This window comes from Pseudomonas sp. B5(2017) (assembly GCF_002112825.1).
Taxonomy (GTDB): domain Bacteria; phylum Pseudomonadota; class Gammaproteobacteria; order Pseudomonadales; family Pseudomonadaceae; genus Aquipseudomonas; species Aquipseudomonas putida_Z.
Genome location: NZ_NEIR01000005.1, coordinates 30,774 through 45,477, shown reverse-complemented (window position 1 = coordinate 45,477; position 14,704 = coordinate 30,774). Strand labels below are relative to the sequence as shown.

General features: G+C 62.2%; 12 protein-coding genes. 2 read left to right on the top strand and 10 right to left on the bottom strand.

What is annotated here, in order from left to right; translation table 11 throughout:
* Positions 1-30 precede the first annotated feature (30 nt).
* The 10 genes from CAG00_RS08990 to CAG00_RS08945 all read right to left on the bottom strand — a co-directional run bounded on the left by CAG00_RS08990 (position 31) and on the right by CAG00_RS08945 (position 12,885).
* On the bottom strand, positions 31-1,599 hold the full coding sequence (locus tag CAG00_RS08990; protein WP_025337455.1) for a SpoVR family protein: 1,569 nt from the start codon (positions 1,597-1,599) through the stop codon (positions 31-33).
* Positions 1,596-2,867, bottom strand: coding sequence for a YeaH/YhbH family protein (locus CAG00_RS08985; RefSeq protein ID WP_013970586.1), 1,272 nt, complete (start codon positions 2,865-2,867; stop codon positions 1,596-1,598). Before CAG00_RS08985 ends, CAG00_RS08990 begins: the two co-directional genes overlap by 4 nt.
* Before the next feature lie 130 nt (positions 2,868-2,997).
* Positions 2,998-4,920: a PrkA family serine protein kinase gene (locus CAG00_RS08980; protein WP_015268718.1), complete on the bottom strand. Its 1,923-nt coding sequence runs from the start codon at positions 4,918-4,920 to the stop codon at positions 2,998-3,000.
* A 283-nt stretch (positions 4,921-5,203) separates the two neighbouring features.
* Entirely contained in the window at positions 5,204-5,533 is a 330-nt protein-coding gene (glpE, locus tag CAG00_RS08975; RefSeq protein ID WP_061303896.1) for a thiosulfate sulfurtransferase GlpE, read from the bottom strand.
* A 14-nt stretch (positions 5,534-5,547) separates the two neighbouring features.
* Positions 5,548-6,414, bottom strand: coding sequence for a symmetrical bis(5'-nucleosyl)-tetraphosphatase (locus CAG00_RS08970; RefSeq protein WP_085664081.1), 867 nt, complete (start codon positions 6,412-6,414; stop codon positions 5,548-5,550).
* Positions 6,414-6,794, bottom strand: coding sequence for a Co2+/Mg2+ efflux protein ApaG (gene apaG / locus CAG00_RS08965; RefSeq protein ID WP_012270198.1), 381 nt, complete (start codon positions 6,792-6,794; stop codon positions 6,414-6,416). The genes CAG00_RS08970 and apaG overlap by 1 nt, the downstream gene beginning before the upstream one ends.
* Positions 6,795-7,000: 206 nt before the next feature.
* On the bottom strand, positions 7,001-7,801 hold the full coding sequence (gene rsmA, locus CAG00_RS08960) for a 16S rRNA (adenine(1518)-N(6)/adenine(1519)-N(6))-dimethyltransferase RsmA (protein ID WP_085664080.1): 801 nt from the start codon (positions 7,799-7,801) through the stop codon (positions 7,001-7,003).
* Positions 7,798-8,787: a 4-hydroxythreonine-4-phosphate dehydrogenase PdxA gene (pdxA, locus tag CAG00_RS08955; protein WP_085664079.1), complete on the bottom strand. Its 990-nt coding sequence runs from the start codon at positions 8,785-8,787 to the stop codon at positions 7,798-7,800. Before pdxA ends, rsmA begins: the two co-directional genes overlap by 4 nt.
* Positions 8,784-10,103 (bottom strand): peptidylprolyl isomerase, encoded by a 1,320-nt coding sequence (locus CAG00_RS08950; protein WP_061550904.1) that lies wholly within the window; start codon positions 10,101-10,103, stop codon positions 8,784-8,786. Before CAG00_RS08950 ends, pdxA begins: the two co-directional genes overlap by 4 nt.
* On the bottom strand, positions 10,084-12,885 hold the full coding sequence (locus tag CAG00_RS08945; protein ID WP_085591385.1) for an LPS-assembly protein LptD: 2,802 nt from the start codon (positions 12,883-12,885) through the stop codon (positions 10,084-10,086). The genes CAG00_RS08950 and CAG00_RS08945 overlap by 20 nt, the downstream gene beginning before the upstream one ends.
* A 130-nt stretch (positions 12,886-13,015) precedes the next feature.
* Here CAG00_RS08945 and CAG00_RS08940 point away from each other — a divergent pair, with 130 nt between their 5' ends.
* Positions 13,016-14,035 (top strand): aminoglycoside phosphotransferase family protein, encoded by a 1,020-nt coding sequence (locus CAG00_RS08940; protein ID WP_085664078.1) that lies wholly within the window; start codon positions 13,016-13,018, stop codon positions 14,033-14,035.
* Positions 14,032-14,703 carry an N-acetylmuramate alpha-1-phosphate uridylyltransferase MurU gene (gene murU, locus CAG00_RS08935; protein ID WP_085664077.1) on the top strand — a complete coding sequence of 224 codons (672 nt, stop codon included), beginning with the start codon at positions 14,032-14,034 and terminating at the stop codon, positions 14,701-14,703. Before CAG00_RS08940 ends, murU begins: the two co-directional genes overlap by 4 nt.
* The last annotated feature ends 1 nt before the right edge of the window (position 14,704 follow it).

Here is a 14,704-nt window from a genome sequence, read left to right as displayed (position 1 = left end):
GGATACCCTGTCGGCACTCATGGCGTGGCACTAGAGGTGGTGGATGACAGCCAGGTCCATGCGGCCGTAGTCGGCACTTTCGCCGTGCTCGCCGCGTGGTGGCATGTGGTGGGTCTTCATCACCTGCTCGCCCTGGACGGTCTCCAGGTGGATGTCGAAGCCCCACAGGCGGTGCAGGTGCTTGAGCACTTCATCGGTAGAATCGCCCAGCGGTTTGCGGTTGTGCTGCTGGTGACGCAAGGTCAGCGAGCGGTCGCCGCGGCGGTCGACGCTCCAGATCTGCACGTTCGGTTCGCGGTTGCCCAGGTTGTACTGCGCCGCCAGCAGTTCGCGAATGGTCCGGTAGCCGGCCTCGTCGTGGATGGCAGGTACATACAGGTCGTCGCGCTGGTCGTCATCGAGGATGCTGAACAGCTTCAGATCGCGCATGACCTTCGGCGACAGGTACTGCAGGATGAAGCTCTCGTCCTTGAAGCTGCTCATGGCGAACTTGATGGTAGAAAGCCAGTCACTGCCGGCAATGTCGGGGAACCAGCGGCGATCTTCTTCAGTCGGGTTTTCGCACATGCGGCGGATGTCGGTGTACATCGCAAAGCCCAGTGCGTAGGGGTTGATGCCGTTGTAGTAGGGGCTGTCGAAGCCGGGCTGGAACACCACGCTGGTGTGCGACTGCAGGAACTCCATCATGAAGCCTTCGGTGATCAGCCCCTCATCGTACAGGTCGTTCATCAGCGTGTAGTGCCAGAACGTCGCCCAGCCTTCGTTCATCACCTGGGTCTGGCGCTGCGGGTAGAAATACTGGGCGATCTTGCGCACGATGCGCACCACTTCACGTTGCCAGGGCTCCAGCAGCGGGGCGTTCTTCTCGATGAAATACAGGATGTTTTCCTGCGGTTCGGCGGGGAAGCGTGCATCATCGCGCTCGTTACCCTTGTCGGCACTCTTCGGAATGGTGCGCCACAGGTCATTGATCTGCCGCTGCAGGTGCTCCTCGCGCTCCTTCTGCCGCCGCCGCTCCTCTTCGGCGGAAATGGGATAAGGCCGCTTGTAACGGTCGACGCCGTAGTTCATCAGGGCGTGGCAGGAGTCGATCAGGTCTTCCACGGCATCGATGCCATGGCGCTCTTCGCACTGGGCGATGTACTGCTTGGCGAACACCAGATAGTCGATGATCGAGCTGGCGTCGGTCCAGGTGCGGAACAGGTAGTTGCCCTTGAAGAAACTGTTATGGCCGTAGCAGGCATGGGCGATTACCAGTGCCTGCATGCACATGGTGTTTTCTTCCATCAGATAGGCGATGCACGGGTCGGAGTTGATCACGATCTCGTAGGCCAGGCCCATCTGGCCACGGCTGTAGGACTTCTCCGTGCTGAGGAACTGCTTGCCGTAGGACCAGTGGTGATAACCCAGCGGCATGCCGACCGAGGCGTAGGCGTCCATCATCTGCTCGGCGGTAATCACCTCGATCTGGTTGGGGTAGGTGTCCAGGGCGTAACGCTCGGCCAGACGGCTGATTTCCCGGTCGTAGGTCTGGATCAGTTCGAACGTCCACTCGGACCCGGTGGAAATAGGTTGGCGTCTCTGTGCTCTGGCGGTCATGTGGCTAACCTGCGCTGGAAGAGTTCACGGAAGACCGGGTAGATATCGCCGGCCGATACCAACTGCTGCTGGGCGAACGTGTCGGGGAAGGCTTCGCCGATGCGCTCGTATTCGTACCACAGCGCCTGGTGTTCACGCGGGGTGATTTCAACGTAAGTGTAGTACTGCACATGCGGCATGATCTGCTTGGCCAGGATGTCGCGGCAGATCGGCGAGTCGTCGTTCCAGTTGTCGCCGTCGGAAGCCTGGGCGGCGTAGATGTTCCAGTCGCTGGCCGGGTAGCGTTCGGCCATGACCTCCTGCATCAGCTTCAGCGCGCTGGAAACGATGGTGCCGCCGGTTTCCCGCGAATAGAAGAATTCTTCCTCGTCGACTTCACGGGCGCTGGTGTGGTGGCGGATGAACACCACTTCGATGCGGTCGTAGTTACGCTTGAGGAACAGGTACAGCAGGATGAAGAAGCGCTTGGCGATGTCCTTGGTGGCCTGGGTCATCGAGCCGGACACGTCCATCAGGCAGAACATCACCGCCTTGGAGCTGGGGTTGGGCTGCTTGACCAGCAGGTTGTACTTGAGGTCGAAGGTGTCGAGGAAGGGCAGGCGGTTGATGCGTGCCTTCAGGCGTTCGATCTCGTGTTCGACTTCCTGGATATCGGTGAAGTTGTCGGGTTCCTCGACCTTCAGGCGGGCGAGTTCCTTCTGCGCTTCGCGCAGCAGTGCGCGGCTGCTGCCGGTCAGGGCGATGCGCCGGGCATGGGCCGAACGCAGGGTGCGCACGATGTTGATGCGTGACGGGTTGCCTTCGTTGGCGATACCGGCGCGCACGGTCTTGAAGGTGTCGGCCCCGGTCAGGTGACGTTTGACCAGGTTGGGCAGTTCGAGGTCCTCGAACATGAACTCGAGGAATTCTTCCTGGGTGATCTGGAAGACGAAGTCGTCCATGCCTTCGCCGGAGTTGCCGGCCTTGCCTCGGCCGCTGCCACCGCCACCGCCTTGTGGCCTGGGGATGTGTTCACCGGCGGTGAATTCCTTGTTGCCTGGGTGCACGATGGTCTGCTTGCCCCCGCGACCATGGTGCAGCACCGGTTCGTCGATGTCGCGCCCCGGGATGCTGATCTGCTCGCCATGTTCCATGTCCATGATGGAACGGCGGCTTACCGCCTCTTCGACGGCTTTCTTGATGTGTTCGCGGTACCGCCGCAGGAAGCGCTGGCGGTTCACCGTGCTCTTGTTCTTGCCGTTCAGGCGTCGATCTATAACGTAGCTCATGGTCCCTCCGGTAGCTGGGAACAGCTGCACGCTTCAAGCTACGAGCTGCTGCACGTAAAGGCAGCAAAGCAGCTGCCGCCGCCCAGGGCTGGCATAGCAGCCCTGGGCGCGCGGTGGGTAGCTTGTCGCTTTATTGCGATTTCCTGACCCGCAGGTACCATTCCGACAGCAGACGAACCTGTTTGTCGGTGTAGCCACGCTCCACCATGCGTGTGACGAAGTCGTTGTGTTTCTGTTGGTCCTCCTTGCTTGCCTTGGCGTTGAAGCTGATGACCGGCAGCAGGTCCTCGGTGTTGGAGAACATTTTCTTCTCGATCACCACCCGCAGCTTTTCGTAGCTCAGCCAGCTCGGGTTCTTGCCGTTGTTGTTGGCCCGGGCACGCAGCACGAAGTTGACGATTTCGTTGCGGAAATCTTTCGGGTTGCTGATGCCGGCCGGCTTCTCGATCTTCTCCAGTTCTTCGTTGAGGGCGATACGGTTGAGGATTTCGCCGGTTTCCGGGTCGCGGTATTCCTGGTCCTGGATCCAGAAGTCTGCGTACAGCACGTAGCGGTCGAAGATGTTCTGGCCGTATTCGCTGTAGGACTCCAGATAGGCGGTCTGGATTTCCTTGCCGATGAACTCGATGTAGCGCGGGGCCAGGTACTCCTTTAGGTAGCGCAGGTAGCGTTCGCGCACCTCGGCCGGGAACTGTTCCTGCTCGATCTGCTGCTCCAGCACATACAGCAGGTGCACCGGGTTGGCAGCCACTTCATGCGGGTCGAAGTTGAACACCTTGGACAGGATCTTGAAGGCGAAGCGGGTCGACAGGCCGTTCATGCCTTCGTCGACGCCGGCGGCATCGCGGTACTCCTGGATCGACTTGGCCTTCGGATCGGTGTCCTTGAGGTTTTCCCCATCGTACACCCGCATCTTCGAATAGATGTTGGAGTTTTCCGGCTCTTTCAGGCGCGATAGTACGGTGAACTGGGCGAGCATCTTCAGCGTGTCTGGCGCGCAGTGGGCCTTGGCCAGAGAACTGTTGATCAGCAGCTTGTCGTAGATCTTGATTTCGTCGCTGACGCGCAGGCAGTACGGCACCTTGACGATGTAGATCCGGTCGATGAACGCCTCGTTGTTCTTGTTGTTACGGAAGGTGTGCCATTCCGACTCGTTGGAGTGGGCCAGCAGAATCCCGGAGTAGGGGATGGCGCCGAGGCCTTCGGTACTGTTGTAGTTGCCTTCCTGGGTGGCGGTGAGCAACGGGTGCAGGACCTTGATCGGTGCCTTGAACATCTCGACGAATTCCATCAGGCCCTGGTTGGCCCGGCACAGCGCGCCCGAATAGGCATAGGCGTCGGCGTCGTTCTGCGGGAATTCCTCGAGCTTGCGGATATCCACCTTGCCGACCAGCGCCGAAATGTCCTGGTTGTTCTCGTCACCGGGTTCGGTCTTGGCGATGGCGATCTGGTTGAGGATCGACGGGTACAGCTTCACCACCTTGAACTTGCTGATGTCGCCGCCGAACTCCTGCAGGCGCTTGGTGGCCCAGGGCGACATGATGGTGTTCAGGTAGCGCCGCGGGATGCCGAACTCTTCCTCGAGGATGGCCCCGTCTTCGGTGGCGTTGAACAGGCCCAGGGGCGACTCGAATACCGGCGAGCCCTTGATGGCGTAGAACGGTACCTTTTCCATCAGCTGCTTGAGTTTTTCGGCCAGCGACGACTTACCGCCGCCCACCGGGCCCAGCAGATAGAGGATCTGTTTCTTTTCCTCCAGGCCTTGGGCGGCGTGGCGGAAGTAGGACACGATCTGGTCGATGCACTCTTCCATGCCATGGAAGTCGGCAAAGGCCGGATAGCGGCGGATAACCTTGTTGGAGAAGATTCGCGACAGTCTGGAGTTGGTTGAGGTGTCGATCAGCTCCGGCTCACCGATGGCCAGCAACAGCCGTTCGGCCGCCGATGCGTAGGCACTGCGATCCTCTTTGCACAGCTCGAGGTACTCCTGCAGCGAGAGTTCTTCCTGGCGCGTAGACTCGAAACGTTGTTGGAAGTGGCTAAAAATACTCATGACGTCACCTCGCTCGATACGTGGAGACGACGCCGGATCAGTCAGCTGATGCTGGCATGCAACCGGGGTTGCCGATTGCTGTATACCCCCCAGAACACCCTGTAACGCTACCGATGACCCGCACGCCGGTGTACCGGCTCTCCCCTTTTTCTGGATGGCCTGCGCTTAAGAATAGTTGGTTATCCGCAAGGTCAAGGGCGAGGGGCGGAGAAGTTGCGAACGACCGTTCGTCAGATAAGCCGCAAGCCCGCATGGGGCGCGGGCTGCAGTAAAAATGAAAAAATTATTCGGCAGTGCCCTGGGCGGTTTCGGCCGGGTAGGTGGCGCGCCACAGCTCAAAGCCGCCGTCCACGCTGTATACGTCCGAGAAGCCCTGGTTCACCAGATAGGCCGCGGCGCTCTGGCTGGAGTTGCCGTGGTAGCACACCACCAGGGTTGGGGCATCGAGGTCGGCATTGCGGATGAACTCGGCGACCGAATGGTTATCCAGATGCTTGGCACCGGTGATGTGGCCGGCGGCAAAGGCCTGCGGGTCGCGAATGTCGACGACTACCGCACCTTGCGCGCGCAGGGCCAGGGCCTGTTCGGGAGGGATGCGCTTGAATTCGCTCATGGGTACGGCTTCCTTCAGGATTGATCTTTCAGTGTAGGCGTTTGGGTGGGGAGGCGTAAGTTGCCGTCGTCGCTGCAGTCACAACGGTGGTATTCGCCGCTGTCGACGTTGTACAGGGTCATGGCACCGCCCCACACGCAACCGGTGTCCAGGGCGATGATGCCGGGCTCGTCGACCTGCCCCTGCAAGGCGGCCCAGTGGCCGAAGATGATCTTCACGTGGCGTGAGCGGCGGCCTTTGTGTGCGTACCAGGGCTTGTAGCCCTTGGGGGCGGTGTCCAGGCCTTCCTTGCTCTTGAGGTCGAGCTTGCCCTCGGCGGTGCAGAAGCGCATGCGCGTGAGGCAGTTGGTGATGACCCGCAGGCGTTCGATGCCGCTGAGGTTCTTGCTCCACTTGTTCGGCTCGTTGCCGTACATGCCGTCCAGGTACAGTTTCAGGCGCTCGTCGTCGCGCAGCACTTCCTCGACCTCGGCGGCCAGCTCCAGGGCTTTGCCCAAGGTCCATTGCGGTGGAATGCCGGCGTGAACCAGGGCAATGCCACGGGGTTCGTCGTAATGCAGCAGCTTTTGCTGGCGCAGCCAGTCGAACAGCTGGTCGGCGTCCGGCGCTTCGATGATCTCGCGCAGGGTGTCGCTTTTCTTCAGGCGTTCGACGTTGTGCCAGGCGGCCAGCAGGTGCAGGTCATGGTTGCCCAGCACGCACACCAGCGACTGGCGGATCGAATAAAGGAAGCGCAGGGTTTCCAGTGACTCGGGGCCGCGGTTGACCAGGTCGCCGACCAGCCACAGGCGGTCGACGGCGGGGTTGAAGTTGACCCGTTCGAGCAGGCACTTGAGTGGCTGCAGGCAGCCCTGCAGGTCACCGACGGCGTAGGTAGCCATCAGTGCAGCGCCCCGGGCACCGCCAGGCGGAAGGGGGCGATCTCGGCATCGAAGCGTTTGCCGTCTTCGGCGAACATCTGGTAGCTGCCCTGCATGGTGCCCACGCGGGTGCTGATGACCGCGCCGCTGCTGTAGGTATGGCTCTGGCCCGGGTCGATATTGGGCTGCTGGCCGACCACGCCGGCGCCACGCACCTCCTCGACCTCGCCGTCACCGTTGGTGATCAGCCAGTGGCGCGACAGCAGCTTGGCCTTGAGCGAGCCATTGTTCTGCACGGTGATGGTGTAGGCGAAAGCGAAACGACTGTTTTCGGGGTCGGATTGTTCTTTGAGGTAGCGGGTCACGACGCTGACGTCGATCTGATAGCGGGGGTCGGACATGCAAGGGCCTTGGGCGAACTGACGCAATAATGCAGTCTAGGCCATTGGGAGGGGGGAGGGCCAGCGGTGAGGGGCTTGGGGATTGTGTTGTCTGTCCCGGCCCTTTCGCGGGTAAACCCGCTCCTACAAGGTACTGCGCAGATTTTGAGAGCTGTGCAGTACCTGTGGGAGCGGGTTTACCCGCGAAGAGGCCGGTACAGGAGATATCAGGCTTGTAGGTCAGCCAACTGGTCAGCCAGGCGCACGAAGGCGGCCAGGTCCAGCTGTTCAGGGCGCAGGCTGCCGTCCACGCCGGCAGCTTCGATGGCGGCGCTGTCGAGCAGGCCTTTCATGGTGTTGCGCAGGGTCTTGCGGCGCTGGTTGAAGGCTTCGCGTACCACCTGCTCCAGCAGCTTTGCGTCCTTGGCCGGGTACGGCAGCACTTCGTGCGGCACCAGGCGGACGATGGCCGAGTCCACTTTCGGCGGCGGGTTGAAGGCGCCAGGGCCAACGTTGAACAGGTGCTCGACCCGGCAGTGGTACTGCACCATGATCGACAGACGCCCCCAGTCACCACCGCCAGGGCCGGCGGCCATGCGCTCGACCACTTCCTTCTGCAACATGAAGTGCATGTCGCGGATCAGCCCGGCATGGCTGAGCAGGTGGAAGATCAGTGGGGTGGAGATGTTGTAGGGCAGGTTGCCCACCACCTTGAGGCTGCGCGGTGGCACACCCAGCTGGTTGAAGTCGAACTTCAGGGCGTCGCCCTGGTGCAGGCGGAAATTGCTGCGACCGGCGAACTTGTGCTGCAGGATCGGCACCAGGTCCTTGTCCAGTTCCACCACGTCCAACTGTGCCCCGCTGCCCAGCAGGCCTTCGGTCAGGGCGCCCTGGCCGGGGCCGATTTCCAGCAGATGTTCGCCGGCCTTGGCGTTGATGGCACGCAGGATGCGGTCGATGATGCCGGCGTCGTGCAGGAAGTTCTGGCCGAAGCGCTTGCGCGCCCGGTGTTGGTATTGCTCGTTCATGGTCGGTTCTCGGCCATCTGGTAGGCGGTTTCCAGCGCGACGCGCAGGCTGCCGGTGTCGACCTTGCCGGTGCCGGCCAGGTCCAGGGCGGTGCCGTGGTCGACCGACGTGCGGATGATCGGCAGGCCCAGGGTCACGTTGACTGCAGCGCCGAAGCCTTTGTACTTGAGTACAGGCAGGCCCTGGTCGTGGTACATCGCCAGCACCGCATCGCAGTGCTCCAGATATTTGGGGGTAAACAGGGTATCGGCCGGCAGCGGCCCGCGCAGGTCCATGCCTTCGGTGCGCAGGCGGGCCAGGGTCGGCTCGATGATGTCGATTTCCTCGCGGCCCAGGTGGCCGCCCTCGCCCGCGTGCGGGTTGAGGCCGCACACCAGGATGCGCGGGTTGGCAATGCCGAACTTGTCGCGCATGTCGGCATGCAGGATACGGGTTACACGCTCGACGCGCTCGGCAGTGATGGCGTCGGCAATGTCGCGCAGTGGCAGGTGTGTGGTCACCAGGGCCACGCGCAGGCCACGGGTGGCCAGCATCATCACCACTTGCGCGGTGTGGGTCAGCTCGGCAAGGAATTCGGTATGCCCGGAGAAGGCGATACCGCTTTCGTTGATCACGCCCTTGTGTACAGGGGCGGTGATCATCCCGGCGAAGTGCCCGTCCAGGCAGCCTTGCCCGGCACGGGTCAGGGTTTCCAGCACGAACGCGGCATTGGCCTTGTCGAGCTTGCCCGGCACTACCGGGGCCGCCAGGGGGGTATCCCAGACGTACAGGCTACCCGCTGGCGCCGGCTGCTCGGGCCATAGGCCCGGCGCTACCGGCAGCAGGTTGACGGCCAGCCCCAGCTGCGTGGCCCGCTCGGCGAGCAGGTCACGGCTGGTGATGGCGATCAGGGGGTGGGGCTGGGCGTCTGCGGCGAGCAGCAGGCACAGGTCGGGGCCTATGCCGGCCGGCTCGCCGGGGGTGACGGCGAAGCGCAGGGGCTTCACTGGGCGGCCTGGTCAGCGCCAGGCAGCTTGATTTCAACGTAGGCCTCGTCGCGGATCTGGCGCAGCCAGGTCTGCAGCTCTTCGTCGTACTTGCGGTTGCGCAGTACGTTCATGGCCTGTTGCTCACGAGCCTGCTCGGTGCTGTCGGTGGCGCGACGGCCCAGCACTTCCAGGACATGCCAGCCGTACTGGGTCTTGAACGGACGGGTGACTTCGCCTTGGGCGGCGTTGGCCATCTGCTCGCGGAACTCCGGTACCAGGCTGTTCGGGTCAACCCAGTTGAGGTCGCCGCCGTTGAGCGCCGAACCCGGGTCTTCCGAGAAGCTCTTGGCCAGCTCGCCGAAGTCTTCGCCGTTCTTGATGCGCTCGTACAGGCGCTCGGCCAGTTGCTCGGTGGCAGCCTCGCTGCGGATCTCGCTAGGCTTGATCAGGATGTGGCGAACGTGCACTTCGTCACGCAGCACGTTCTCGCTGCCGCCACGCTTCTCCTCGAGCTTGAGGATGATGAAGCCGTTGGGGATGCGGATAGGCTGGGTAATTTCGCCAACCGGCATGCTGCTGAGCATCTTGGCGAAGTCTGGCGGCAGTTGGCCGGCTTTACGCCAGCCCATCTCGCCGCCTTCCAGGGCGTTTTCGCTGGCGGAGCGGGCAATGGCCATCTGGCCGAAGTCCGCGCCCTGCTTGAGCTGCTGGTACACATCGCCAACCTGGCGCGCGGCGGCCTGGATGGCTTCCGAGTTGGCCGCTTCCGGGGTCGGGATCAGGATGTTGGCCAGGCGGTACTCTTCCGACATCTGCATCTTGCCAAGGTCGGAGTTGAGGAAGTTCTTCACTTCCTGCTCGGAGACCTGGATACGCTCGGCCACGCGGCGCTGGCGCACGCGGCTGATGATCATCTCGCGCTTGACCTGCTCGCGGGCGTCGTCGAACGACATGCCGTCACGGGCCAGGGCGGCGTGGAACTGGTCCAGCGACATGCCGTTGCGCTGGGCAATGGTGCCCATGGCCTGGTTCAGTTCTTCGTCGGTGATGCGGATGCCGGAGCGCTCGCCGATCTGCAGCTGCAGGTTTTCGACGATCAGGCGTTCCAGTACCTGCTGGTCCAGCGCACCGGCAGGCGGCATGCCGCCGCCGCGCTTGGCGATGGTTTGCTGGACCTCGCGGACACGCTGGTCCAGCTGGCTTTGCATGACCACGTCGTTGTCGACGATGGCCACCACGCGATCAAGAGGTTGCACCGCGGCATGCACCGCGCCACTCAGCAATGCAACGCCCAGCAACGCCGGGCGCAGTCGATCAATAAGCTTGGTCTTCACGTTCACGGTAACCTTGAATGCCTTGGTCGAGGAAAGATTCGACCTTGTTGCCGACTACACCACCGAGGCCTTTCAGGACGATCTGAAGGAAGATGCCGTGGTCGCCTTTTTCGTTCGCCGGGAGGGCTTGGCTGAAGTCGTCGTAGTCGATCCAGTAACGGTTGATCAGACGCAGCTTCCAGCAGCAGTTGTCGTACTCGAAACCGCCCATGGCTTCCAGGGTGCGGTTGCGGTTGTAGTCATGCTGCCAGCGAGCGATGACGCTCCACTGCGGAACGATCGGCCAGATGACCGAGAAGTCATGCTGCTGGATCTTGTAGTAGTCCTTGATGTAGTTCTCGCTGCCTGGGACGCCGTAGTCGCCACCGCCCACTTTCCAGGTACCGGTCGTGGAGTCGTAGGAGATGGTGTCGTTACGGTAGCGATAACCGAGGTTGACCACTTTGTTCGGGTTGTCTTCAGGCTGGTAATGGAACATCGCGCTGCCCGAGCGGGTGCTGCGGCTGTCCGGGTCCCAGTTGAAGTCCGAATTGAAGCGCCAGTCGCGGTTGAAGTAGTAGTTGTACACCAACGCGTATGGCGACACATCGGACTGCGAGTCGCTGCGGGTACGGTAATCGATACCAGGGAGCTGAACTTTGCGGTCCTTGAAGTAGAAGGCCTGACCGATGCTGAAGTTCTGGCGTTCGAAACCGTTTTCTTCGATCCAGCGGGTGGTTACGCCCAGCGACAGCTTGTTCTCGTCACCGATACGGTCGGTGCCGCTGAAGCGGTTGTCGCGGAATAGCGAATCGTAGCTGAACAGGGTTTCACCCGAGTCGAACAGCGGGATGTCCTTCTGGTCCTTGTACGGGACGTAGAGGTAGTACATACGCGGTTCGAGGGTTTGCTTGTAGTTGGTGCCGAACAGCGAAGTTTTGCGGTCGAAGTACAGGCCGCTGTCCACGCTGAAGATCGGTACGTCGCGGTTCAGCGAGCTGTTGTAGCTGCCGTACGCCGGGTTGGCCGATTGCGCGATAGCCTGGGTTTTACCCTGGCTGTCCAAGTCCAGATCGTAGTGGGTATACGCATACTTCAGCTTGGGGGTCAGGAAGCCGTAGCTGGCTTCCATCGGCAGGCTGATCGATGGTGCGACGTTGAAACGGTTGCCGTTGGCGCGAGCGATGCCGCTGACGTTCTGGTCCAGGCGGCGACCAGGCGCACCCGCCGAAGTGTCGGGAAGGCCATCTTCGTTCAGTACGAAGTCGTCTTTCAGGTCACGATCGAAACGGACTGCCTCGGTTTCGTAGGCAATATTGAGCCCACCTGGCTCGTACGGCAGCTTACCGTTGAAGGTAATCTGCGGCAGGCGATCATACGGCGTGATCTTCGAGATGGTCGCCATCTCGTAGGCATGCACATTCAACCGCGCGGTGTAGTTGTCACCACGGTAGGTCAATGCACCCTGCTGGTTCAGCAGGTCCTGGGTTTCAATACCGATCTGGTCGGATTCCAGGTCCTGGAAGTAGAACGGATCGCTGATGTCGGTGTAGTCCACCTCGGTCATCAGGCGCTCGTCCAGCCCGCCCTTGTGCTGCCAGTTGACCATCCAGCGCTGCTCTTTGTAGTCAGTCTGGTCTTTGCGGTCGTCGTTCTTGTCGTTGAGATACGCGCCACCGAACTGGCCTTCGCTGGAAGGCGTCAGGTAGCGGAACTCGCCTTCCATCAGCAGGCCGCGCTTGGTCATGTAGCGCGGGTACAACGTGGCGTCGTAGTTCGGCGCCAGGTTGAAGTAGTACGGCGTGACCAGCATGAAGCCGGTGTCGCTGGTGCTGCTGAACGATGGCGGCAGGAAGCCGGACTGGCGACGGTCGTCGATCGGGAAGTAGATGTACGGTGTGTAGAACACCGGGAAATCCTTGACCCGCAGCGTAACGTTGGTCGCGGTACCGAAACCGGTGGCCGGGTTCAGGGTGATGTTGTTGCCCTTCAGCTGCCAGGCGTTGCTGCCCGGTTCGCAGGTGGTGTACGTACCGTCCTTGAGGCGGATGATGGCGTTCTCGCCACGCTTGGCGTACAGGGCACTGCCGCGGATGTGCGACTTGTGCATCACGTATTCGGCGTTGTCGACCTGGGCTTCGCCCGTGTCGAGCTGGATCTGTGCCTCGTCACCGACCACCAGCGAACCGTTGTCACGGATCTTGACGTTGCCCTTGAGCTCGCCACGGTTTTCGGTCTGGTAGAGGTTGGCCTCGTCGGCCTCGGCCTGCATGCTGCCCTGGCGCATCACCACGTCACCGGCGAGGGTAGCGATCTGCTGCTCCTGCTGGTACTTGGATACCTTGGCGTTGATGTAGGTCGGCGACTCGTCCTTCGGCGTGGTGTCGGCCATGCCCGGGCGGGTTGGCTCGATGTAGGCGCCACCGCAGTACGGGCCGGTTTCGGCCAGCTGTGCGGCAGTGAGCTTTTCACGCGGAACCCAGTCCAGGTGGCTGTAGTCTTCGCTACGCGACTTCAGGCCACGGCCCTTGGCCTCGGTGACCAGCATCGGCCGGTCCGCGGTTTCGCCTTCGCTCGCGGCTTCGGTGCCGGTGCTGACGGCAGCACCCTCGTGCACCGGGCGCGGCGGCAGGTTGTTGGCTGGGGTCTTGGGCTTGCAGTCCCAACCACCGGAGGCGGACACTTGGCAGTCGAACTGTTCGGCTGCCACCACGTAAGACGTGGCCAGAGGTTGCAGGGCCAGCAAACCGCCGGTTACCAGCAACGGAAACTTTCTACGAAACGCGGGGGATTTCAATGCCATCTTATTAGTCCGGGCTTCCTGCGTGCCATCTGCCCGCGTGTGGGGCCGCACGCCTCTCGATGGTCTGAAAAAGATGCTGGATAATAAAGCATGACCCGCTTGACGGCTAGGGCCGTCGGAGACCCTTGTAATGCCTGAACACGATGTACGCCTGCAACAACTGACGGTCTGGCTCGATGAGCAGCTCAATGATCTTTTCCGGAAAAACGCCTGGGGCGAAGTGCCCGCAGGCAGCCTGACCGCGGCCAGCAGCGATGCCAGCTTCCGTCGTTACTTTCGCTGGCAGGGCGCCGGCCACAGCTTCGTGATCATGGATGCACCACCTCCGCAGGAAAACTGCCGACCGTTCGTCGCCATCGACCACTTGCTGGCCAGCGCCGGCGTGCATGTGCCGCTGATCCATGCCCAGGACCTGGAGCGTGGCTTCCTGCTGCTGGGTGACCTGGGCCACCAGACATACCTTGATATCATTGATGCCAACAACGCCGACGGCCTGTTCGCCGATGCCATCGACGCGTTGCTGGCGTTCCAGCGCCTGCCGATGGACGCGCCGCTGCCCAGCTACGACGATGCGCTGCTGCGCCGTGAAATCGAGTTGTTCCCGGAGTGGTACGTGGGCCGTGAGCTTGGCCTGGCCTTCAGCGATGCCCAGAAAGCCACCTGGCAACGAATCAGCCAGCTGCTGATCGACAGCGCATTGGCCCAGCCCAAGGTACTGGTGCACCGCGACTACATGCCGCGCAACCTGATGCAGAGCACGCCCAACCCCGGCGTGCTGGATTTCCAGGATGCCGTGTACGGCCCGGTCACCTACGACATCACCTGCCTGTTCAAGGACGCATTCCTCAGCTGGCCGCAGGCGCGGGTCGAAGGCTGGCTGCGCGACTACTGGAAGAAGGCGCAGGCTGCCGGCATCCCGGTGCAGGCCGACTTCGAGGCGTTCCAGCGTGCCAGCGACCTGATGGGTGTGCAGCGCCACCTGAAGGTGATCGGTATCTTCGCCCGTATCTGCCACCGCGACGGCAAACCCCGTTACCTGGGCGACGTGCCGCGCTTCTTCGCCTATATAGAAGAAGTGATCAGCCGCCGGCCCGAATTGGCGGAGCTGGGTGAGCTGATTGCCGAGTTGCAGGCCGGAGCGCGTGCATGAAGGCAATGATATTGGCAGCGGGCAAAGGCGAGCGCATGCGCCCGCTGACCCTGCACACCCCCAAGCCGCTGGTCCCGGTCGCCGGCCAGCCACTGATCGAGTATCACCTGCGGGCCCTGGCTGCGGCGGGCGTCACCGAGGTGGTGATCAACCATGCCTGGCTCGGCCAGCAGATCGAGGACCACCTGGGTGACGGCAGCCGTTTCGGCCTGAGCATCCGCTATTCGCCCGAAGGCGAGCCGCTGGAAACCGGCGGTGGCATCTTCAAGGCCCTGCCATTGCTGGGTGACGCGCCGTTCCTGTTGGTGAACGGCGATGTCTGGACCGACTACGACTTCGCGCGCCTGCTGGCTCCCCTGCAAGGCCTGGCCCATTTGGTGCTGGTCGATAACCCAGGCCATCACGGCCGCGGCGACTTCCGCCTGGTGGGCGAGCGGGTGGTCGATGGTGATGATGCCCCTGGCACGCTGACCTTCAGCGGCCTTTCGGTGCTGCACCCGGCGCTGTTCGAAGGCTGCCAGCCTGGCGCCTTCAAGCTGGCGCCGTTGCTGCGCAAGGCCATGGCTGCGGGCCAGGTCAGTGGCGAGCACTACCGTGGGCACTGGGTTGATGTCGGTACTATCGAGCGCCTGGCCGAGGCCGAGCGCCTGATCGGCGAGCGCGCCTGAC

Coding starts and splice junctions, on each gene's coding strand:
- glpE (WP_061303896.1), bottom strand. CDS start 5,533: ATGAGCGAATTCAAGCGCATCCCTCCCGAACAGGCCCTGGCCCTGCGC.
- murU (WP_085664077.1), top strand. CDS start 14,032: ATGAAGGCAATGATATTGGCAGCGGGCAAAGGCGAGCGCATGCGCCCG.
- CAG00_RS08985 (WP_013970586.1), bottom strand. CDS start 2,867: ATGAGCTACGTTATAGATCGACGCCTGAACGGCAAGAACAAGAGCACG.
- CAG00_RS08980 (WP_015268718.1), bottom strand. CDS start 4,920: ATGAGTATTTTTAGCCACTTCCAACAACGTTTCGAGTCTACGCGCCAG.
- CAG00_RS08940 (WP_085664078.1), top strand. CDS start 13,016: ATGCCTGAACACGATGTACGCCTGCAACAACTGACGGTCTGGCTCGAT.
- rsmA (WP_085664080.1), bottom strand. CDS start 7,801: ATGAACGAGCAATACCAACACCGGGCGCGCAAGCGCTTCGGCCAGAAC.
- apaG (WP_012270198.1), bottom strand. CDS start 6,794: ATGTCCGACCCCCGCTATCAGATCGACGTCAGCGTCGTGACCCGCTAC.
- CAG00_RS08990 (WP_025337455.1), bottom strand. CDS start 1,599: ATGACCGCCAGAGCACAGAGACGCCAACCTATTTCCACCGGGTCCGAG.
- CAG00_RS08945 (WP_085591385.1), bottom strand. CDS start 12,885: ATGGCATTGAAATCCCCCGCGTTTCGTAGAAAGTTTCCGTTGCTGGTA.
- CAG00_RS08970 (WP_085664081.1), bottom strand. CDS start 6,414: ATGGCTACCTACGCCGTCGGTGACCTGCAGGGCTGCCTGCAGCCACTC.